This window comes from Kitasatospora gansuensis (assembly GCF_014203705.1).
GTDB classification, from domain to species: Bacteria; Actinomycetota; Actinomycetes; order Streptomycetales; family Streptomycetaceae; genus Kitasatospora; species Kitasatospora gansuensis.
This window is the reverse complement of the sequence record NZ_JACHJR010000001.1, coordinates 933614-954076: the sequence shown is the minus strand read 5'-3', so window position 1 is coordinate 954076 and position 20463 is coordinate 933614. Positions and strand designations below refer to the sequence as shown.

General features: G+C 70.8%; 20 protein-coding genes. 18 read left to right on the top strand and 2 right to left on the bottom strand.

The window, feature by feature from the left end; all coding sequences use genetic code 11:
• The first annotated feature begins 196 nt into the window (after window positions 1-196).
• Both thrS and F4556_RS04380 read left to right on the top strand, forming a co-directional pair.
• Window positions 197-2176, top strand: coding sequence for a threonine--tRNA ligase (gene thrS, locus F4556_RS04385; RefSeq protein WP_184911766.1), 1980 nt, complete (start codon window positions 197-199; stop codon window positions 2174-2176).
• 73 nt (window positions 2177-2249) lie between these two features.
• Entirely contained in the window at window positions 2250-2810 is a 561-nt protein-coding gene (locus F4556_RS04380; RefSeq protein WP_184911764.1) for an HIT family protein, read from the top strand.
• Between the two features lie 67 nt (window positions 2811-2877).
• Here F4556_RS04380 and F4556_RS04375 read toward each other — a convergent pair whose 3' ends face one another.
• Window positions 2878-4521 (bottom strand): AbeC-like domain-containing protein, encoded by a 1644-nt coding sequence (locus F4556_RS04375; protein WP_184911763.1) that lies wholly within the window; start codon window positions 4519-4521, stop codon window positions 2878-2880.
• A gap of 194 nt (window positions 4522-4715) precedes the next feature.
• Between F4556_RS04375 and F4556_RS04370 the strand changes: the two genes are divergently transcribed.
• Window positions 4716-5141 carry a thiol-disulfide oxidoreductase DCC family protein gene (locus tag F4556_RS04370; protein WP_184911761.1) on the top strand — a complete coding sequence of 142 codons (426 nt, stop codon included), beginning with the start codon at window positions 4716-4718 and terminating at the stop codon, window positions 5139-5141.
• 124 nt (window positions 5142-5265) lie between these two features.
• Here the strand turns inward: F4556_RS04370 and F4556_RS04365 are convergent, their stop codons facing one another.
• Window positions 5266-7236, bottom strand: coding sequence for an elongation factor G (locus tag F4556_RS04365; protein WP_184911759.1), 1971 nt, complete (start codon window positions 7234-7236; stop codon window positions 5266-5268).
• A gap of 203 nt (window positions 7237-7439) precedes the next feature.
• Here F4556_RS04365 and pgsA point away from each other — a divergent pair, with 203 nt between their 5' ends.
• From pgsA to F4556_RS04290, 15 genes are all read left to right on the top strand, one after another.
• Window positions 7440-8078 carry a phosphatidylinositol phosphate synthase gene (gene pgsA, locus F4556_RS04360; RefSeq protein ID WP_184924267.1) on the top strand — a complete coding sequence of 213 codons (639 nt, stop codon included), beginning with the start codon at window positions 7440-7442 and terminating at the stop codon, window positions 8076-8078.
• An 8-nt stretch (window positions 8079-8086) separates the two neighbouring features.
• A complete protein-coding gene (locus tag F4556_RS04355; RefSeq protein WP_184924265.1) occupies window positions 8087-8971 on the top strand; it encodes a phosphatidylinositol mannoside acyltransferase in 885 nt (294 codons plus the stop codon).
• The gene (locus F4556_RS04350; RefSeq protein ID WP_184911756.1) at window positions 8968-10149 is read left to right on the top strand and encodes a glycosyltransferase family 4 protein; all 1182 of its coding nucleotides are present in this window, start codon (window positions 8968-8970) and stop codon (window positions 10147-10149) included. The genes F4556_RS04355 and F4556_RS04350 overlap by 4 nt, the downstream gene beginning before the upstream one ends.
• Before the next feature lie 127 nt (window positions 10150-10276).
• A complete protein-coding gene (locus tag F4556_RS04345; protein ID WP_184911753.1) occupies window positions 10277-10627 on the top strand; it encodes a 5-carboxymethyl-2-hydroxymuconate Delta-isomerase in 351 nt (116 codons plus the stop codon).
• An 11-nt stretch (window positions 10628-10638) separates the two neighbouring features.
• Complete coding sequence (locus tag F4556_RS04340; RefSeq protein ID WP_184911752.1) at window positions 10639-11184, top strand: hypothetical protein; 546 nt, start codon at window positions 10639-10641, stop codon at window positions 11182-11184.
• A 153-nt stretch (window positions 11185-11337) separates the two neighbouring features.
• Window positions 11338-12249, top strand: coding sequence for a pyridoxal 5'-phosphate synthase lyase subunit PdxS (gene pdxS / locus F4556_RS04335; protein WP_184911749.1), 912 nt, complete (start codon window positions 11338-11340; stop codon window positions 12247-12249).
• A gap of 84 nt (window positions 12250-12333) precedes the next feature.
• Complete coding sequence (gene pdxT, locus F4556_RS04330; RefSeq protein WP_184911747.1) at window positions 12334-12945, top strand: pyridoxal 5'-phosphate synthase glutaminase subunit PdxT; 612 nt, start codon at window positions 12334-12336, stop codon at window positions 12943-12945.
• Window positions 12946-13011: 66 nt separating this feature from the next.
• Entirely contained in the window at window positions 13012-13770 is a 759-nt protein-coding gene (locus tag F4556_RS04325) for a YebC/PmpR family DNA-binding transcriptional regulator (protein WP_184911745.1), read from the top strand.
• 117 nt (window positions 13771-13887) lie between these two features.
• The gene (ruvC, locus tag F4556_RS04320; RefSeq protein ID WP_184924263.1) at window positions 13888-14421 is read left to right on the top strand and encodes a crossover junction endodeoxyribonuclease RuvC; all 534 of its coding nucleotides are present in this window, start codon (window positions 13888-13890) and stop codon (window positions 14419-14421) included.
• A complete protein-coding gene (gene ruvA, locus F4556_RS04315; protein ID WP_184911742.1) occupies window positions 14418-15029 on the top strand; it encodes a Holliday junction branch migration protein RuvA in 612 nt (203 codons plus the stop codon). Before ruvC ends, ruvA begins: the two co-directional genes overlap by 4 nt.
• Before the next feature lie 22 nt (window positions 15030-15051).
• Window positions 15052-16143 carry a Holliday junction branch migration DNA helicase RuvB gene (gene ruvB / locus F4556_RS04310; RefSeq protein WP_184911740.1) on the top strand — a complete coding sequence of 364 codons (1092 nt, stop codon included), beginning with the start codon at window positions 15052-15054 and terminating at the stop codon, window positions 16141-16143.
• Window positions 16144-16353: 210 nt separating this feature from the next.
• The gene (yajC, locus tag F4556_RS04305; protein ID WP_313068143.1) at window positions 16354-16749 is read left to right on the top strand and encodes a preprotein translocase subunit YajC; all 396 of its coding nucleotides are present in this window, start codon (window positions 16354-16356) and stop codon (window positions 16747-16749) included.
• A 144-nt stretch (window positions 16750-16893) separates the two neighbouring features.
• Entirely contained in the window at window positions 16894-18645 is a 1752-nt protein-coding gene (gene secD, locus F4556_RS04300; protein ID WP_376775653.1) for a protein translocase subunit SecD, read from the top strand.
• 4 nt (window positions 18646-18649) lie between these two features.
• Entirely contained in the window at window positions 18650-19765 is a 1116-nt protein-coding gene (secF, locus tag F4556_RS04295) for a protein translocase subunit SecF (protein WP_184911737.1), read from the top strand.
• Window positions 19766-19787: 22 nt separating this feature from the next.
• Window positions 19788-20339, top strand: a complete 552-nt coding sequence (locus tag F4556_RS04290; RefSeq protein WP_184911735.1) for an adenine phosphoribosyltransferase — start codon at window positions 19788-19790, stop codon at window positions 20337-20339.
• Window positions 20340-20463: the final 124 nt, after the last annotated feature.

Below are 20463 nucleotides of genomic sequence, written 5' to 3'. Positions count from 1 at the left end.
CGCCACCGAGGACCAGTGGCGCGCCGGGCACAGCGGCGTTCTGCCTTGGTGATACCGCAGTTGACGCCCCCTCAATCCCGTTCGAGCGGGCATCGGGGCCGCCGGGGGTATATGGGTGCGCGGTCCGGCCTCCGCTCTCGGTACCATCGGACACGCGCAGCATGGTGCTGTGGCGCACAGATGTCAGGAGAGACCGGTGACCGACGTCCGGATCATCATCAACCGCGAACCCGATCGGGAAGAGCGCGTGGTGACCACGGGCACTACCGCCGCCGAGCTCTTCGCCGACGACCGCTCGATCATCGCCGCCCGGGTCGCGGGCGCGCTGAAGGACCTGGCGTACCAGGTGCAGGACGGCGACGAGGTCGAGCCCGTCGTGATCTCCAGCAAGGACGGCCTGGACATCCTGCGGCACTCGACCGCGCACGTGATGGCGCAGGCCGTGCAGCAGCTCTTCCCGGAGGCCAAGCTCGGCATCGGCCCGCCGGTCAAGGACGGCTTCTACTACGACTTCGACGTCGAGAAGCCGTTCCACCCCGATGACCTCAAGGCCATCGAGAAGAAGATGCAGGAGATCATCAAGCGCGGCCAGAAGTTCTCCCGCCGGGTGGTCACCGACGAGGCCGCCACCGCCGAGCTGGCCGCCGAGCCGTACAAGCTCGAACTGATCGGCCTCAAGGGCTCCGCCGCCACCGCCGGCGAGGGTGCCGACGTCGAGGTGGGCGGCGCCGAGCTGACCATCTACGACAACCTGGACGCCAAGTCCGGCGAGCACTGCTGGGGCGACCTCTGCCGCGGCCCGCACCTGCCGTCGACCCGGCACATCCCGGCGTTCAAGCTGATGCGTAACGCGGCCGCCTACTGGCGCGGCAGCGAGAAGAACCCGATGCTGCAGCGCATCTACGGCACCGCGTGGCCGACCAAGGACGAGCTCAAGGCGCACCTGGAGTTCCTGGAGGAGGCCGCCAAGCGCGACCACCGCAAGCTGGGCTCCGAGCTCGACCTGTTCTCCATCCCGGAGGAGATCGGCTCCGGCCTGGCGGTGTTCCACCCCAAGGGCGGCATCATGCGCCGGGTGATGGAGGACTACTCGCGCAAGCGGCACGAGGAGTCGGGCTACGAGTTCGTCTACACCCCGCACGCCACCAAGGGCAGCCTGTTCGAGCTCTCCGGCCACCTGGACTGGTACGCCGACGGCATGTACCCGCCCATGAAGCTCGACGGCGACATCGACTACTACCTCAAGCCGATGAACTGCCCGATGCACAACCTGATCTACCGCTCGCGCGGCCGCTCGTACCGCGAACTGCCGCTCCGGCTCTTCGAGTTCGGCACCGTGTACCGGTACGAGAAGTCCGGCGTGGTGCACGGCCTGACCCGGGCCCGCGGCTTCACCCAGGACGACGCGCACATCTACTGCACCCGTGAGCAGATGGCGGACGAGCTCGACTCGCTGCTCACCTTCGTGCTGGACCTGCTGCGCGACTACGGGCTGAACGACTTCTACCTGGAGCTCTCGACCCGGGACCCGGAGAAGTTCATCGGCGACCTGGACGAGTGGGAGGAAGCCACCGAGACCCTGCGGGCCGCGGCCGAGAAGCAGGGGCTCGAGCTGGTCCTCGACCCGGCCGGTGCCGCGTTCTACGGTCCGAAGATCTCGGTGCAGGCGCGGGACGCGATCGGCCGTACCTGGCAGATGTCGACCATCCAGGTCGACTTCCAGCTGCCGCAGCGCTTCGAGCTGGAGTTCCAGGGCTCGGACGGCAACCGGCAGCGTCCGGTCATGATCCACCGGGCCCTGTTCGGCTCGATCGAGCGGTTCTTCGCGGTGCTCCTCGAGCACTACGCCGGCGCCATGCCGCCGTGGCTCGCCCCGGTCACGGTGGTCGGCATCCCGATCACCGACGAGCACATCCCGTACCTCCAGGAGGTCGCGGCCGAGCTGAAGAAGCAGGGCGTGCGGATCGAGGTCGACTCCTCGGACGACCGGATGCAGAAGAAGATTCGGACCGCACAGAAGTCGAAGATCCCGTTCATGCTGATCGCCGGCAACGACGACGTCGAGGCGGGTGCGGTGTCCTTCCGCTACCGCAACGGCGAGCAGAAGAACGGCGTGCCGCTCGCCGAGGCGGTTGCGGAGATCGTCGACGCGGTCCAGCGCCGGGTCCAGGTCTGATCCAACGGCTGGTGCGGGGCAGGCTCTTCAACGAGTCTGCCCCGCACTGCTATGCAGAGCCGGTCCGGCGAATATGCTGATCAGCATGACGAGTGAGCCGGAACTGCAGCGGGGCGTGGGGGAGCCGGATGGCTTCCGGCGCCTGTGGACGCCTCATCGGATGGCGTACATCCAGGGCGAGAACAAGCCCACCGGGCCCGCACCGGACGATGGTTGCCCGTTCTGCTCGATCCCCGCGCTCAGCGACGAGGACGGGCTGATCGTCGCCCGGGGCGGTTCGGTCTTCGCGGTGCTCAACCTCTACCCGTACAACGGTGGGCACTTGATGGTGGTCCCGTACCGGCACGTGGCGGACTACACCGAGCTGGACGCGGCCGAGACCGCCGAGCTCGGCGACTACACCAAGCGGGCCATGACGGCGCTGCGGGCCGCTTCCGGTGCGCACGGGTTCAACATCGGGATGAACCAGGGCGCCGCCGCCGGGGCCGGGATCGCCGCGCACCTGCACCAGCACGTGGTGCCGCGCTGGGGCGGGGACACCAACTTCATGCCGGTGGTGGGCCACACCAAGGTGCTGCCCCAACTGCTGGCCGACACCCGGAAGATGCTCGCCGAGGCGTGGCCGCAGAGCTGACGGTTCGACCGGCTGACGACATGACAGTGGGGCCGCACCGACCGGTGCGGCCCCACTGTCGTACCGGTCAGCCCGCGTCGTAGTTGTCGGCCTTGAACGGGCGGCTGCCCTGCATCTCGGACCTGAGGATGCCGATCCGGCTGTTGAACCGGTCGACGTTGACGTCGTGCTCGGCCAGGAACTCCACCGTGGCGGCCATCACGGCGTTGACCACCGGGGTGGCGCTGAACAGCACGTCGTCCGACTTGAACCGGCTGGTCCAGGTGCGGTCGGCCCAGGCGCCGCGGAGCGAGAACGGCTCCGGCAGCGAGACCCCGCCGCCCAGCCAGCTGAGCAGGGTGGGGAACTTGTGGAACGGCGCGCGGAGGGCCTGCCGGACCACGTCGTCGTTGTTCACCAGCGGGAGGATGACGGTGCGCTCCTCCCAGAACTTGCCGGTCTTCGGGACCTTGAGCTCCTTGGGCTTCGGCTTGGCGCCGAACAGCCCGTGCAGCGGACCGAGCGCGTGGCCGGAGACCGAGACCCGCAGGGTGTTGTTCATCACGGTCACGCCGATCAGCACGGTGGACACCAACTGGCCCTTGTGGAGCACCAGTTGAGCGGACGTCCGGTGCCGGCTGTCGGTGCCCAGGGTCTGCCGGTTGGCGATCGCCTGGAGCGCGAAGTCACGCATCCGGTAGTTGTCCATGTCCGGCCCGGACGGCCGGCCGATCTCGTCCGCGCCCTCCGGGATGTCCACCACCAGCCACTGCTGGACCGAGACGTGCGGCATCCCGCCGCCCGCCACCTCGCTCTGGCTGAGCGTGCCCAGCCTGGTGGTGATGGAGCGGGCCAGGTCCCACGGGTGGAAGGCCCGGAAGTCCACCTGGCCCTCGGCCGGCCGCAGCTCCTCCACCACCTGCCAGTCACCCCAGCGCAGCCCCGCACCGAGCAGACCCTTTGCGCCCGCGTAGTGCTGGACGTTGGTCTCCTGCTCGACCGTCAGCCGCTCCAGCGAGGCGCGCAGCTCGGCCGCCTTCTTGTCCAGGTCGTCCCGGGGCACCGCCTTGGGCACGGTGGCCGCCATCGCGCTGCCGGCCACCAGGCCGCCCCAGCGCTCGCGCAGCTCGATCGTGAAGCGCAGGCAGATCCGCTTGGCGACGAACCAGCCGATCACCGGCGCCAGCGTCATCACCCGGAAGTACAGCCCGAACGGCCCGGCCACCGGCGGCCGGAGCGCGAGCAGAGCTGCCAGCCCGACCGCGAGCAGCACCAGCGCGGTGCTGTAGAAGCCCTCCCGGCCGGGGGAGGTCTTCTTGAAGTAGGCGCGGCCGTAGAACACCGCGAGCCAGATCAGCGTGCCGGGCAGGAAGAGCACGCCGGTGAGCATGGTGACCACCATCAGCTCGCGGTCGCGGGCGTCCCGCAGCTCCTGGGCGGCGAGGCAGTGCTCGACCACCATCCGGGTGTCGGTGCCGAACGAGGGCACCAGCGGGAGGCGGCCCTTGCCGAGGGTGCGGTCCAGCACGGCACGGGTGAACGCCTCACCGGTGCTGGGCCGGAACAGCTTGAAGAACTTGCCCTCTTTGAGCTTGACGCCCTCGAGCGCGGCGATCGCCTCGACCTCGGTGTCCCGGTAGGCCGCCGAGGAGAGCAACTGCGTGACCGCGGTCTGCGGCCCGACGTCCGTACGGGGTATCTGCGCGCCCGGGGTCATGTCGAGCTTGGTCACGGCGGCGTCCCCTCCTCCCCTTGTGTCAGCGGCAGGTTATCGTGCGACCGGTATGCCGCGCGGATGATCGTCTGAACAGCCGTCACTTCCGGTACGCGATGGTCCCGGAGGGATCGTGCCCAGTTTCGGACGGCTTCGATCCTGTCGGTGGGGCCGTGCCGGTACCGGCGGCGCCGATGGTGCAGGATCGGGGTATGAGCGAGGAACGATCGATCGATCCGGTGCTGATCTTCGACGGGGACTGCGCGTTCTGCAGCAGCTGCGTGCAGTTCTCCGAGCGCTACCTGCGGGCGAGCCTCTCCTCGGCGAACTGGGAGGCGGTGCCGTTCCAGTTCGCCGACCTGGCGGAGCTGGACGCCCGCGCGGGCGGCGTCGGGCTGATCACCTGGGAGCGGGCCGAGCAGGAGGTGCTCTGGCTGACGCCCCGTGGGGACGTCTACGGCGGGGCGCAGGCGGCGGCCCGGCTCCTGATGCGGAGCGGCGGCGCCTGGGCCTACCTCGGCGCCCTGCTGACCCTCGCACCGGTCCGCCCACTCGCGGCCCTCGTGTACGACTGGGTCGCCCGAAACCGCCACCGCCTGCCCGGCGGCACGCCGGCCTGCTCGCTGCCGCGGCGTTAGTTTTCTGCAGGGCGCTCGGTTGCACTGCGGGTCACTGCGAAAGTGCCTGACCGCCTACGCACGGATCACCTTTTTCGAGGTCGGCGTCGCAGTTCCCCGAGCCCCTGGCTGCCGCAGCGTGTGCCTACTGGTACTGCGCGGCCAGAGCGGGTGGCATCGGTGCGTGGCGTACGTAGCTGCGCGAGAAGGTGCCCGTGCCGTGGGAGAGGGAGCGTAGGTCGACCGGGTAGTGGGCCAGTTCCAGTTCGGGGACTTCGGCACGGAGCAGGCTGAGGCCGGGGCCGCCGGGTTCGGTGCCGAGGACGTGGCCGCGGCGGGCGGACAGGTCGTTGAGTACGGCGCCCTGGTACTCGTCGGGCAGCAGCACCTGGACTTCGTCGACCGGCTCCAGCAGCCGGACGGTGCCGTCGGCGGCGGCTTCCCGCAGGGCGAGTGCGGCGGCGGTCTGGAAGGCGGCGTCCGAGGAGTCGACGGAGTGGGCCTTGCCGTCGGTGAGGGTGACCCGGACGTCGACCACGGGGTAGCCGGCCAGGACGCCCTTGGCGAGCTGGCTGCGGACGCCCTTCTCGACGGACGGGACGAAGTTCCGGGGCACCGCGCCGCCCACCACCTTGTCGACGAACTCGAAGCCGCCGCCGGGCAGCGGCTCGACCGTCAGGTCGCAGATCGCGAACTGGCCGTGCCCGCCCGACTGTTTGACGTGCCGGCCGTGCCCGCTCCCGGTGCCGGCGAAGGTCTCGCGCAGGGCGACCCGGTACGGGACGGTGTCCACGTGCACGCCGTAGCGGGTGCGCAGCCGGTCCAGGACGACCGCCTGGTGGGCCTCGCCGGTGCTCCAGAGGACCAGCTGGTGGGTGTCGGGGTTCTGTTCGACCCGCAGGGCCGGGTCCTGGGCGGTGAGCCGGGCCAGGCTCTGGGCGAGCCGGTCCTCGTCGGCCTTGCTGTGGGCTTCGACGGCGGTGGGCAGCAGGGGTTCGGGCTGCGGCCAGCGGTCGAGTTCGACGCCGTCGGCGGCGATGGTGTCGCCGGTGCGGGCGTGGGCGAGTTTGGCCAGGCAGGCCAGGTCGCCCGCCGTGGCGGCCGGGACGGGGCGCTGGTGGTGTCCGAACGGGCTGGTGATCGCGGTGACCCGTTCCTCGCCGAGGACGGTGTCGGGCCGGAGGGTGCCGGAGAAGACCCGGACCAGGCTGAGCCGTCCGACGTACTGGTCCTCGGCGGTGTGCACGACCTGGGCGACCACGGGGCCGTCGGGGTCGCAGGGCGGGAGTTCGTCGGTGCGCTCCAGCGGGCTGGGGAAGGCGTCCACGATCAGGTCGAGGAGTTCGGCGGCGCCGAGCGGGGCGGCGGTGCAGATCAGCGGGTGGACGGTGTTCTGCCCGAGTTCGCGGCGGAGGGCGGCGGTCAGCGAGGCCGGGTCGAGGTCCTCGCCGGCCACCCAGCGTTCCAGCAGGGTGTCGTCCTCGCCCGCGATGGCCTCCACCAGGGCGCCGCGGGCGGCGGGGTCGGGGGCCGGGGCGTCGCCGTAGCTGCGGCCGGTGAGCAGTTCGAGGGAGCCGGTGAGGTGGCCGTCCCGGAAGGCGGGCAGGCAGAGCGGCAGGACGGTGTCGGGGTGGCCCTCGCCGAAGGCTTCCTGACAGGCCGTCACGGCTTCGGCGCTGTGCACGTGGGTGAGGGCGATGGCGGTGGGCAGGCCGGCCGCGCGGCACTCGCGCCAGAGGGCGAGCACGGTGGGGCCGACCGGTTCGGCGGCGGAGACGACCAGGACGGCGGCCTCGGCGGCGCGCATGCCGGCCCGGCGTTCGCCCGCGAAGTCGGCGTAGCCGGGGGTGTCCAGCAGGTTGATCTTGCAGTCGCGCCAGGCCAACGGGAGCAGCGCGAGCTGGACGGAGCGCTGCTGCTGGTGCTCGATCGCCTCGTGGTCGGAGACGGTGCTGCCGTCCGGGACGGTGCCGGCCCGGCTGATCGCCCCGGCGGCGTGGGCGAGGGCCTCGGCCAGCGTGGTCTTGCCGGAGCCCGCGGCGCCGATCAGGACCACGTTGCGGAGCCGTCCGGGCTCCGCGAAGGGCGGCGGGGGTGGGGTGGTCCGGTCCGACATGGCGCACCTCCGTGACGGTGGGTGTGCCCTCAACTGCCCTGGGTAGTGGCCCGTTGGGCCGGAATCCGGCTCGCGGGCGTGGGGCGGCGGAGCGTGCGAGCGGCGTGGATACCATTGTCCAGCCGGGCGGGCCGATCCGCTCGGCCGCCCGCCGCCCGCTGGGTGGGGGCGGGTTCCGTGAGATCGGGGCGGTCCGGAAGGCCATGCTCAACAAGTACGCACGTGCCTTCTTCACACGTGTCCTGACGCCGTTCGCCGCGCTGCTCCTTCGCTGGGGTGTGAGTCCGGACGCGGTGACGCTGATCGGGACGGCCGGGTCGGTCGCGGGTGCGCTGGTGTTCTTCCCCCGCGGGGAGTTCTTCTGGGGCACCATCACGATCACCCTGTTCATCTTCTCCGACCTGGTGGACGGCAACATGGCCCGCCAGGCCGGTACGTCCAGCCGGTGGGGTGCCTTCCTGGACTCGACGCTGGACCGGGTCGCCGACGCGGCGATCTTCGGTGGCCTGGCGCTCTGGTACGCGGGTCAGGGCGACAACGAGCTGCTCTGCGCGGTGGCGATCTGCTGCCTGGCCAGCGGCCAGGTGGTCTCGTACACCAAGGCGCGGGGCGAGAGCCTGGGCTTCCCGGTGGACGTCTCCGGGCTGGTCGAGCGGGCCGAGCGGCTGGTGCTGACGCTGGTCGCGGCCGGGGTGGCCGGGCTGCACGGGTTCGGGGTGCCGTACGTGGAGTGGCTGCTGCCGGTGGCGCTCTGGCTGGTCGCGGTGGGGAGTCTGGTGACGGTCGGGCAGCGGATGCTGACGGTGCGCCGGGAGTCCCGGGAAGCCGAGGCGGCGGCGTGAAGGACCGGATGATCGACGGCGCGTACGCGCTGGGCTGGGCGGCGCTCAAGCACCTGCCCGAGCCGGTGGCGCGCGGCCTGTTCAACCAGCTCGCGGACCACACCTGGCGCCGTCGGGGCAAGGGCGTGCTCCGGCTGGAGGCCAATCTGCGCCGGGTCCGCCCCGAGCTGGACGAGGCCGGGCTGCGCGAGCTGTCCAGGGCCGGGATGCGGTCCTACCTGCGGTACTGGAAGGAGTCCTTCCGGCTGCAGACCCTGAGCACCGCCCAGCTGGCCGAGCAGTGCCAGGTCAAGGGCATCGAGCCGCTGGAGGAGGCGCTCGGCAACGGCCGGGGCGTCGTCATAGCGCTGCCGCACATGGGCAACTGGGACCTGGCCGGGGCCTGGGTGGCCGGGGCGAAGGGGCACCGGTTCACCACGGTCGCCGAGCGGCTGAAGCCGGAGTCGCTGTTCGACCGGTTCGTGGCGTACCGGGAGAGCCTGGGCATGGAGGTGCTGCCGCTGACGGGGGGGCAGGGGTCGGTGATCGGCACGCTGGCCCGCCGGCTGCGGGCGGGCGGGCTGGTCTGCCTGGTGGGGGACCGCGACCTCTCCGAGGCCGGTCTGCCGGTGGACTTCTTCGGCGAGCGGACCAGGATGCCGGCCGGTCCGGCCGCGCTCGCGCTGCGCACCGGGGCCGCGCTGCTCCCGGTCACCCTCTGGTACGACGGCCCGGTGATGCGCGCGCTGATCCACCCCGAGGTGCTGCCGCCGGCCGAGGGCGACCAGAAGGAACAGACCTCCGCGATGACCCAGGCGATGGCCGACATCTGGGCCGAGGGCATTCGCGAGCACCCCGAGGACTGGCACATGCTGCAGCGGTTCTGGCTGGCCGACCTGGAGGGGACCCGATGAAGATCGGCATCGTCTGCCCGTACGACTGGGACGTGCCCGGTGGGGTGCAGTTCCACATCCGCGACCTGGCCGAGCACCTGATCGCCCTCGGGCACCAGGTCTCGGTGCTGGCCCCGGCCGAGGACGAGTCGGCGCTGCCGCCGTACGTGGTCTCGGCGGGGCGCGCGGTGGCCGTGCCGTACAACGGCTCGGTGGCCCGGCTGAGCTTCGGCATCCTGTCGGCGGCCCGGGTCAGGCGCTGGCTGAGTGACGGTCAGTTCGACATCCTGCACGTGCACGAGCCGTCCTCGCCGAGCCTGTCGATACTGGCCGCCTGGTCGGCCTCCGGGCCGATGGTCGCCACCTTCCACACCTCCAACCCGCGCTCGCGGGCGATGATCGCGGCCTCGCCGATCCTGCAGCCGGGCCTGGAGAAGATAAGCGCCCGGATCGCGGTCAGCGAGTACGCCCGCCGCACCCTGGTCGAGCACCTGGGCGGCGACGCGGTGGTGATCCCGAACGGGGTGGACGTCCGGTTCTTCGCGGACGCCGAGCCGGACGAGCGCTGGCAGGGCGGCGCGGCCGACGGCGGGCCCGGCACGATCGGCTTCATCGGCCGGATCAACGAGCCGCGCAAGGGGCTGCCCACGCTGCTCGCGGCGCTGCCCAAGATCCTGGCCGCCCGGCCCGGTGTGCGGCTGCTGGTCGCGGGCAAGGGCGACGAGGAGGAGGCGGTGGCCGACCTCGCTCCCGAGGTGCGGGCGCAGATCGAGTTCCTCGGCATGGTGACCGACCAGGAGAAGGCCCGGCTGCTGCGCAGCGTCGACCTGTACGTGGCGCCGAACACCGGCGGCGAGAGCTTCGGCATCATCCTGGTCGAGGCGATGTCGGCGGGCGCACCGGTGCTGGCCAGCGACCTGGACGCGTTCAAGCAGGTGCTGGACGGCGGCGACGCGGGGGAACTGTTCCCGGTCGAGGACGCCGGGGCGCTGGCCGAGGCGGCGGTCCGGCTGCTGGCCGACCCCAAGCGGCTGACCGAGCTGCGGGAGGCCGCGTCGCGGCACGTCCGCAGGTTCGACTGGTCCACCGTGGGGGCGGAGATCCTGTCGGTGTACGAGACGGTGACGGACGGCATGCCGCCGGTCGCCGAGGACGTCCGGGGCGGCTGGCGGGAGCGGCTCGGTCTCGCCCGGGACTAGAAATGCAAAGTGCCTGACCACCTACGCACGGATCACCTTGCAGGAGGTCGGCGTCGCCCACGCGGCGGAGCCGCACATCAGCAGAGCCCCGAGCCCCTGGGTCCGTAGTTGCTTACTGGAGGATGGCATGCCGCAGATACTTGTCGACTATTCGGCTGAGCTCGACTTCGATCGGGAGGGCTTCGCCAAGGAGCTGCATCCGGTGATCGCCGAGGTGATCGACACCGAGGTGGCGGCCTGCAAGTCGGTGTTCCGGCCGGCCGGGGAGTACGTGCTCGGTGACGGGGCGTCGGGTGAGGTGTTCGTGCTGGTGGAGATCAAGATCCTGGCGGGGCGGAGCCCCGAGCAGCGGGCCGAGCTGACCCGGCGGACGCTGGCGCTGCTGGAGCGGTATGTGACGGTGCCGCTGGCGTACGGGGTCGAGGTCACCGAGCTGGACCGGGCCACGTATCGCTTCGGGCACCTCGCGGCGCGGTAGCGTACCGCTCCGTGACTACCTGGATCTGGGCCGCGGCAGCGGTCGCGCTGTTCGCCGTGTACCTCAGCTGGACGGCGGGACGGCTCGACCGGCTGCACGCCCGGATCGACGCGGCGAAGGCGTCGCTGGACGCGCAGTTGGTGCGGCGCTCGGCCGTGGCGCTGGAGCTGGCCACCTCCTCGCAGCTGGACCCGGCCACCTCGATCCTGCTCTACGAGGCGTCACATGCCGCCCGTGAGGCGGAGGACGACCACCGGGAGGTGGCGGAGAGCGAGCTGAGCCTGGCGCTGCGCGCGGTGTTCGCGCCGCCGGAGCAGGTGGCGGCGCTGGCCGCGGTGCCGGGCGGCGAGGAGATGCTGAAGGAGCTGACCGCCGCGGTCCGGCGGGTGCCGATGGCGCGGCGGTTCCACAACGACGCGGTGCGGGCGGCCCGGGCGGTGCGGGAGCACCGGCTGGTGCGGTACTTCCGGCTGGCCGGGCGGGCGCCGTTCCCGCTGGCGTTCGAGATGGACGACGAGCCGCCGCTCGCGCTCACCCCGCAGGGTTCTCCCGCCTGAGGGGGCGAAACCCCATTTCGAGTGAAATCGGTGGTTGTTCAGCCTCTTTGTCGTAACCCGCAGGCCCTTCTGGCCCGGATGGTGCGTGGTCCGCGTCGGGTTCGGGCCTACGATAGGGCGATAGCACTGGTTCATCTTCGAGTGAGGTCTCACGTGTCCACCACCCCCATCACCGCTGACCAGCCGCAGATCGGCACCGCCCGCGTGAAGCGCGGAATGGCCGAGCAGCTCAAGGGCGGTGTGATCATGGACGTGGTCAACGCCGAGCAGGCGAAGATCGCCGAGGACGCCGGTGCCGTGGCCGTCATGGCCCTGGAGCGGGTGCCCGCCGACATCCGCAAGGACGGCGGCGTGGCCCGGATGTCCGACCCGAACATGATCGAGGAGATCATCGCCGCGGTCTCCATCCCGGTCATGGCCAAGTCCCGGATCGGCCACTTCGTCGAGGCCCAGGTCCTGCAGTCGCTCGGCGTCGACTACATCGACGAGTCCGAGGTGCTGACCCCGGCCGACGAGGTCAACCACTCGGACAAGTTCGCCTTCACCACCCCGTTCGTCTGCGGCGCCACCAACCTCGGTGAGGCGCTGCGCCGGATCGCCGAGGGTGCGGCCATGATCCGCTCCAAGGGCGAGGCCGGCACCGGCAACGTGGTCGAGGCCGTCCGCCACCTGCGCCAGATCAAGAACGAGATCGCCCGCCTGCGCGGCTACGACAACAACGAGCTGTACGCGGCGGCGAAGGAGCTGCGCGCTCCGTACGAGCTGGTCAAGGAGGTCGCCGAGCTCGGCAAGCTCCCGGTGGTGCTGTTCTCCGCCGGTGGTGTGGCCACCCCGGCCGACGCCGCGCTGATGCGTCAGCTCGGTGCCGAGGGTGTCTTCGTCGGCTCCGGCATCTTCAAGTCGGGCGACCCGGCCAAGCGCGCCGCCGCCATCGTGAAGGCCACCACCTTCTACGACGACCCGAAGATCATCGCGGACGCGTCCCGCAACCTGGGCGAGGCCATGGTCGGCATCAACTGCGACACCCTCCCCGAGAGCGAGCGGTACGCCAACCGCGGCTGGTAGTTCTTCCGGTCGGCCCGCCGCGCAGCCTTGATCGCGCGGCGGGCCGCCGCACGTCCGACGTAACAACGTGAAGAGGTAGTGACCGTGAGCACCCCCGTCATCGGCGTCCTGGCCCTGCAGGGCGACGTCCGTGAGCACCTGATCGCGCTGGCCGCGGCCGACGCGATCGCCCGCGAGGTGCGGCGGCCCGAGGAGCTGGCCGACGTCGACGCGCTGGTGATCCCCGGCGGGGAGTCCACCACGATGTCGAAGCTGGCGCTGCTGTTCGGCCTGATGGACCCGATCCGTGCGCGGGTCAGGGCCGGTATGCCGGTCTACGGCACCTGCGCGGGCATGATCATGTTGGCGGACAAGATCCTGGACGGCCGGGACGACCAGGAGACGGTCGGCGGCATCGACATGACGGTCCGTCGGAACGCGTTCGGCCGGCAGAACGAGTCCTTCGAGTCCGGCATCGCCTTCGACGGCCTCGGCGAGGAGCCGGTGCACGGCGTCTTCATCCGGGCCCCCTGGGTCGAGGAGGTCGGCGCCGGTGTCCAGGTGCTGGCCGAGCTGCCCGCGGCCGACGGCCCGGACAGCCGGATCGTGGCGGTCCGTCAGGGCAACCTGCTGGCCACCTCGTTCCACCCCGAGCTGACCGGTGACCACCGGGTGCACGAGTACTTCGTACGCATGGTCGAGAGTGCCGGTCGCTGAGGCGGCCCACGGCACCGGTAAGATCCCTTCTGTTCATTTCCCTTTGGCGACGAAAAGGAGCTGGTGATGTCCGGCCACTCTAAATGGGCTACCACCAAGCACAAGAAGGCCGCGATCGACGCCAAGCGCGGCAAGCTCTTCGCCAAGATGATCAAGAACATCGAGGTGGCGGCCCGCACCGGCGGCTCCGACCCGGCCGGCAACCCGACGCTCTACGACGCCATCCAGAAGGCGAAGAAGAGCTCGGTGCCGATCGACAACATCAACCGCGCCGTCAAGCGCGGCGACGGTGCCGAGGCGGGCGGGGCCGACTACTCGACCATCATGTACGAGGGCTACGGCCCCAACGGCGTGGCGGTCCTGATCGAGTGCCTCACCGACAACCGCAACCGCGCGGCCTCCGACGTCCGGGTCGCGATGACCCGCAACGGCGGCAACATGGCCGACCCGGGTTCGGTCTCGTACCTCTTCAACCGGAAGGGCGTCATCATCGTCCCGAAGGCGGACGGGGTCGACGAGGACAAGGTCTTCGAGGTCGTCCTGGAGGTCGGCGCCGAGGAGGTCAACGACCTCGGTGACTCCTTCGAGGTGATCAGCGCGGCCACCGACATGGTCGCCGTCCGCACCGCGCTGGTGGACGCCGGGATCGACTACGACTCGGCCGACGCCAACTTCGTGGCGGACCTGCAGGTCCCGCTGGACGTCGACGGCGCCCGCAAGATCTTCAAGCTGATCGACGCGCTGGAGGACAGCGACGACGTGCAGAACGTCTTCGCCAACTTCGACATCAGCGACGAGGTCGGTGCGCAGCTCGACGCCGAGTAAGTCCGGTGCCTCCCCGGCCCGGTGGTCCTCCGCGGACCGCCGGGCCGGTGTCGTTCGTCCGGTTGTCCGACCCGGGCGGTAGCCTTCGCAGGTCGGACGACAGAGATGGGTTCACAGGTGCGGGTGCTGGGAGTTGACCCTGGGCTGACCAGGTGCGGTGTCGGCGTGGTGGAGGGTTCGCCCGGCCGGCCGCTCACCATGCTCGGGGTCGGCGTGATCCGGACGCCGGCCGAGGCGGAGATCGGGCAGCGGCTGCTGCTGATCGAGCAGGGCCTGGAGCAGTGGCTCGACACCCACCGGCCCGAACTCGTCGCGGTGGAGCGGGTGTTCGCCCAGCACAACGTCAGCACCGTGATGGGCACCGCGCAGGCCAGCGCGGTCGCGATGCTCTGCGCCACCCGGCGCGGCATCCCGGTCACCCTGCACACCCCGAGCGAGGTCAAGGCCGCCGTCACCGGCTCAGGCCGGGCCGACAAGGCCCAGGTCACCGCGATGGTGACCAGGCTGCTGCGGCTGGCCGAGCCGCCCAAGCCCGCCGACGCCGCCGACGCGCTGGCGCTGGCGATCTGTCACATCTGGCGCGGCGCGGCGCACAACCGGATCGCCGCCGCCGTCGCGAGCAATCCACGGACCAGGGAGTACCGCCGATGATCGCCTTCGTCCAGGGCCCGGTCGCCGCCATCACCCCCGGCAGTGCCGTGGTCGAGGTCGGCGGCGTCGGCATGCTGGTGAAGTGCACCCCGCGCACGCTGGCTGCACTGCGGATCGGCGAGCCCACCCGCCTCACCACCGCGCTGATCGTCAAGGAGGATTCGCTCACCCTGTACGGCTTCGCCGACGAGGACGAGCGGGCCACCTTCGACGTGCTGCTCACCGCCAGCGGGGTGGCCGCCACCATGGCGCTCGGCATGCTGGCCACCTTCACCCCCGACGAGCTGCGCCGGATCGTCGCCCAGGGCGACGCCAAGTCGCTCACCGCCGTCCCCCGGATCGGCCCCAAGCTCGCGCAGAAGCTGCTGCTCGAGTACAAGGACAAGCTCGGCGCCCCGCACGGCAGCGTCCCCGCCCAGAAGCCGATCGCCGCAGGTCCGGCCCCCTGGAGCGAGCAGCTGCACGCCGCCCTGGTCGGTCTCGGCTACGCTCCGCGCGAGGCCGACGAGGCGGTCACCGCCGTCACGCCCGAGGCCGAGGCGCAGAGCCGCACCGACGTCGGCGCCCTTCTGAAGGCCGCGCTGCGCACCCTCAACCGCACCCGCTGATGGACTTTCAGGAGCCCGCCCGATGAGCCCGTACGACTCCGACCCCGCCGACCGCCTGCGTGCCGATCAGGTGCTGGCTGCGGCGGCCGACGGCGAGGACCAGGCGGTCGAGGCGGCCCTGCGGCCCAAGCTGCTGGACGAGTTCATCGGGCAGGAGCGGGTCCGCGAGCAGCTCTCGCTGGTGCTGCAGGCCGCCCGCAAGCGCGGCGCCACCCCGGACCACGTGCTGCTCAGCGGCCCGCCCGGGTTGGGCAAGACCACCCTGTCGATGATCATCGCGGCCGAGCTGGGCGCCCCGCTCCGGATCACCTCGGGCCCGGCGATCCAGCACGCCGGTGACCTGGCGGCGATCCTCTCCTCGCTGACCGAGGGCGAGGTGCTGTTCCTGGACGAGATCCACCGGATGTCCCGCCCGGCCGAGGAGATGCTCTACCTGGCGATGGAGGACTTCCGGGTCGACGTGATCGTCGGCAAGGGACCCGGCGCCACCGCGATCCCGCTCGAGCTGCCCCCGTTCACCCTGGTCGGCGCGACCACCAGGGCCGGGCTGCTGCCGCCCCCGCTGCGTGACCGCTTCGGCTTCACCGGCCACATGGAGTTCTACGCGCCCAGCGAGCTGGAGCGGGTGGTGCACCGCTCGGCCGCTCTGCTGGACGTCCAGATCGACCCGGCCGGCGCCGCCGAGATCGCCGGTCGCTCGCGCGGCACGCCCCGGATCGCCAACCGGCTGCTGCGCCGGGTCAGGGACTACGCCCAGGTCAGGCACGACGGCGTGGTGGACCGGGAGATCGCCGCCCAGGCGCTGGCCGTCTACGAGGTGGACGCCCGTGGTCTGGACCGCCTCGACCGGGCGGTGCTGGACGCGCTGCTCCGGCTGTTCGGCGGCGGCCCGGTCGGCCTGTCCACGCTGGCCGTGGCGGTGGGCGAGGAGGCCGAGACGGTGGAGGAGGTGGCCGAGCCCTTCCTGGTCCGGGAGGGTCTGCTGGCCCGGACGCCGCGCGGCCGGATCGCGACCGCGGCCGCCTGGCAGCACCTCGGGATGGTGCCGCCGCCGCAGTCGCCGCGGGGCGCGGTGCCCGGCCAGCCGGATCTGTTCGGCGGCGCGAGCAGCTGACTCTCCGTCGGCCGGACCGGTTTCGGCCACGGGTGGTGAGAAAACTGTGCAGGCCCGAAGGTCGCCACCAACGGCGGCAGGATGACATGCTTGGCGTTGTCCGATCAGAGCGGGTCGCTTAGACTCCGCCGGACCGCCCCTCTCGACCTGATGGGGCCGACCGTTTACCACAGGCCGCCCGTTCGGTGGCCCGTAAGGACTCTGGCTGCTGTGTCTAACCTCATCATCCTTCTGGTGCCGCTGCTCCTGCTCTTCATGATGTTCCGGTCCAACAAGAAGCGTCAGGACCAGGCCAAGGAGATGCGCTCCGCGCTCGAGCCCGGTGCGGGCGTCCGCACCATCGGCGGCATGTACGCCCTGGTGAAGTCGGTGAACGAGGAGACCGTCGAGCTGGAGGTGGCCCCGGGCACCGTCGTGCACTTCACCAAGGGTGCGATCGCCGCGGTGCTGGAGCGGGAGGAGTACGACGCGATCATCAACGGCCGTCCGATCGAGGACGAGCCGACGGAGAGCGTCGACGAGGCCGACGAGAAGCCGCTCAGCCTCGACAAGAAGGACGAGTCGGACATCGACGGTACCGACGACGAGGCTCCGAAGAGCAAGTAGTACGGTCGGGCACACCCTCGGCCGCGCGGCAACCGTCCGCGCGTTCAAAGGACCTCACGGGCCGTCAGGCCACCTTCCCCCTATCCGCCACCTACCGGACAGGGGTCCGGTGACCGGCGCCATGGACAGGGAGAAACGAGCAAGGTGGCATCACCCAAGTCGCGCCCGCGCGACGGTTACCCGGGGCGGGCACTGGCCTTCATCCTGGTGATCACCGTCGGTCTGGTCGCCCTCATGTTCGGGACGGGCCACAAGACGCCGCGTCTCGGGATCGACCTCGCGGGCGGCACCAGCATCACGCTGACCGCCAAGTCGGACAACCCCTCCGCGATCAACAAGACCAACATGGACACCGCGGTCAACATCCTGACCAAGCGAGTGAACGCGTTCGGCGTCTCCGAGGCCGAGGTCCAGACGCAGGGGTCCAACACCATCATCGTCAACATCCCCAACAAGGATGGCGACAATGAGCAGGCGATCAAGGACATCGGTCAGACCGCGAAGCTCTACTTCCGCCCGGTGCTGGCGCTCGCGCCCACCGGTGCCCTGCCCACCGCGCCGACGGCCTCGCCGAGCGCCGGCGCGACCCCCTCGGCCAGCCCGAGCGCCGGTTCCTCGGCCGCTCCGGTCCCGCCGAGCAGCTCGCCCAGCGCGACCAAGGCCGGCCGGGCCGTCACCGACGGGCTGAAGGCGGACCCGACCGCCTCGCCCAGCGCGGCCGCCACCCCCTCCACCGCGCCGTCCGCCCCGAGCGCCGCCGACATGTCGGCCGCGCTCACCCAGGGCACCGTGCCGCCGGAGCTGCAGGCGGACTTCGCCAAGCTGGACTGCTCGGTCCAGGCGCAGCGGCTCGACTACCAGACCGACCCGGCCAAGAACACGGTCGCCTGCAGCTTCGACGCCGACCAGAAGGTCTGGTACAAGTTCGCGCTCGGCCCGGTCGCCGTAGAGGGCAAGGACATCGACAAGGCGATCGCCTCGTTCGACACCCAGCAGGGTGCCGGCTGGCAGGTCCAGCTGAAGTTCGACGACACCGGCTCCAAGGCGTTCGCCGCCACCACCGGTCAGCTCGCCACCCAGGCCAGCCCGGCCAACCAGTTCGCCATCGTGCTCGACGGCAAGGTGGTCTCCCACCCGTACGTCAGCCAGTCGATCACCGGTGGCAACGCGGTCATCTCCGGCAGCTTCACCCAGACCGAGGCCAAGGCCCTGGCCAACGTGCTGAGCTTCGGCGCGCTGCCGCTCACCTTCGAGATGAGCGACGTCACCACGGTCTCCCCGCAGCTCGGTGGCGACCAGCTGAAGGCCGGCCTGGTGGCCGGTGGGATCGGCATGATCCTGGTGGTGCTCTACTCGCTGGTCTACTACCGCGGCCTCGGCCTGGTGTCGATCGCGGGTCTGGTGGTCTCCGCCGCGCTGACCTACGCGATCATGTCGCTGCTCGGCGCCGGCATCGGCTTCGCGCTGAACCTGCCGGCCGTCTGCGGTGCGATCGTCGCGATCGGTATCACCGCGGACTCCTTCATCGTGTACTTCGAGCGGATCCGCGACGAAGTCCGCGAGGGCGCCCCGCTGCGCCCGGCCGTCCAGCGCGCCTGGCCCCGGGCCCGGCGCACCATCCTGGTCTCGGACTTCGTCTCGTTCCTCTGCGCCGCCGTGCTCTACCTGGTCTCGGTCGGCAAGGTGCAGGGCTTCGCCTTCACCCTCGGCCTGACCACCGCGCTCGACGTCGTGGTGATCTTCCTCTTCACCAAGCCGCTGATCACCCTGCTGGCGCGCACGAAGTTCTTCGCCGACGGCCACAAGTGGTCCGGCCTGGACCCGAAGCGCCTCGGTGCCCGTCCTCCGGTGCGCGGTCGTCGCCGCACCTCCGCCTCCGCCGCGAAGGAGGTCTGACGCGATGTCACGCTTCAGCAACCTCGGCCACCGTCTCTACCAGGGCGAGGTCAGCTTCGACTTCGTCGGCCGGCGCAAGCTCTGGTACAGCCTCTCCGCCGTCATCGTGCTGGTCGCCGCGCTCGGTCTGGCGCTCGGCCTCAAGCTCGGTATCGAGTTCGAGGGCGGCTCGGTCTACACCATCAACAAGCCCGGCCTGACGGTCTCCCAGGCCAAGGGCGCGGCGGACACCATCCTCAAGGACACCAGCGCGCTGGTGCAGTCCACCGACAAGGGCGCGATCAAGATCCAGGTGAGCGCCGAGGAGCAGCTCCCGGCGGCCACCTTCATCGCCGAGCTCTCCAAGGACCTGAACGTCACGGCGAACGAGATCAACGCCCAGGTGGTCGGCCCCAGCTGGGGTGAGGAGATCTCCAAGAAGGCGCTGCTCGGCCTGGTGATCTTCATGGTGCTGGTCACCATCTACCTGGCCATCGCCTTCGAGTGGCGGATGGCGATCGCCGCCCTGGTGGCGCTGATCCACGACCTCCTGATCACCATCGGCGTCTACGCCCTGGTCGGCTTCGAGGTCACCCCGGGTACCGTGATCGGCTTCCTGACCATCCTCGGCTACTCGCTCTACGACACGGTGGTCGTCTTCGACACCGTGAAGGAGAACGCCAAGGGCATCACCCGGCAGAACAAGCGCACCTTCAGCGAGGCCGCGAACGCGGGCCTCAACCAGACCCTGGTGCGCTCGATCAACACCACCGTGGTGGCGCTGCTGCCGGTCGCCGCCCTGCTCTTCATCGGTGGCGGTCTGCTCGGCGCGGGCACCCTGAACGACATCTCGCTCGCCCTGTTCATCGGCCTCGCGGCCGGTGCGTACTCCTCGATCTGCGTGGCCACCCCGCTGTACGCGCAGCTCAAGGAGATGCAGCCGGAGATGAAGACGCTGGCCAAGAAGGTCGCGGCCCGCCGGGCGGCGGACGCCAAGGCCGAGGCCGAGCGCGCCGCCTCGGGCGAGGCGGAGCCGGCCGAGGGCGAGGAGGCCGACGACGACGAGACGGGTATCGTCGGTACCCGCAACCAGCCGGTCAGTCGGTCCCGTACCAAGGGCCGTCCGTCCGGCAAGCACTGACCGGACTGACCGAAGGACCCCCGTGACCTCTCCCGACCCCGTCCTGGCCGAGCTGCTCAACAGCCGGATCAGGGACGTACCGGACTACCCGAAGCCGGGCGTGCTGTTCAAGGACATCGCGCCGCTGCTCGCCGACGCCGAGGCCTTCGCGGCCCTCACCCGGGCGCTGGCCGACCGGGCCAGGGCACTCGGTGCGACCAAGGTGGTCGGTCTGGAGGCACGGGGGTTCGTGCTGGCCGCCCCGGCGGCCTTCGCGGCCGGGCTCGGCTTCGTGCCGATTCGCAAGCAGGGCAAGCTGCCCGGCGAGGTGCACGAGCAGTCCTACGACCTGGAGTACGGCTCGGCCACCCTCGAGGTGCAGTGCGACGCCTTCACCCCGGGTGAGCGGGTGCTGGTGGTCGACGACGTGCTGGCCACCGGCGGCACCATCGGGGCCTCGCTGGACCTGGTCCGCCGGGCCGGCGCCGAGCTGGCCGGGGTGGTCGTGCTGATGGAGCTCGGCTTCCTGGACGGCCGCGAGCGGCTCGCCCCGCACCTGGGCGACGCGCCGCTGGAGACCCTGATCACGGTCTGAACCTGCGTGACGCATGAGGCACGGGCATCCTGAGGATGCCCGTGCCTCGGCGTTTACCCGGGCTCGGTACCATGAAGAATCATCCGTTCCCCTTCTCGTGCGAGGGGAAGGCACCGCGCCACGA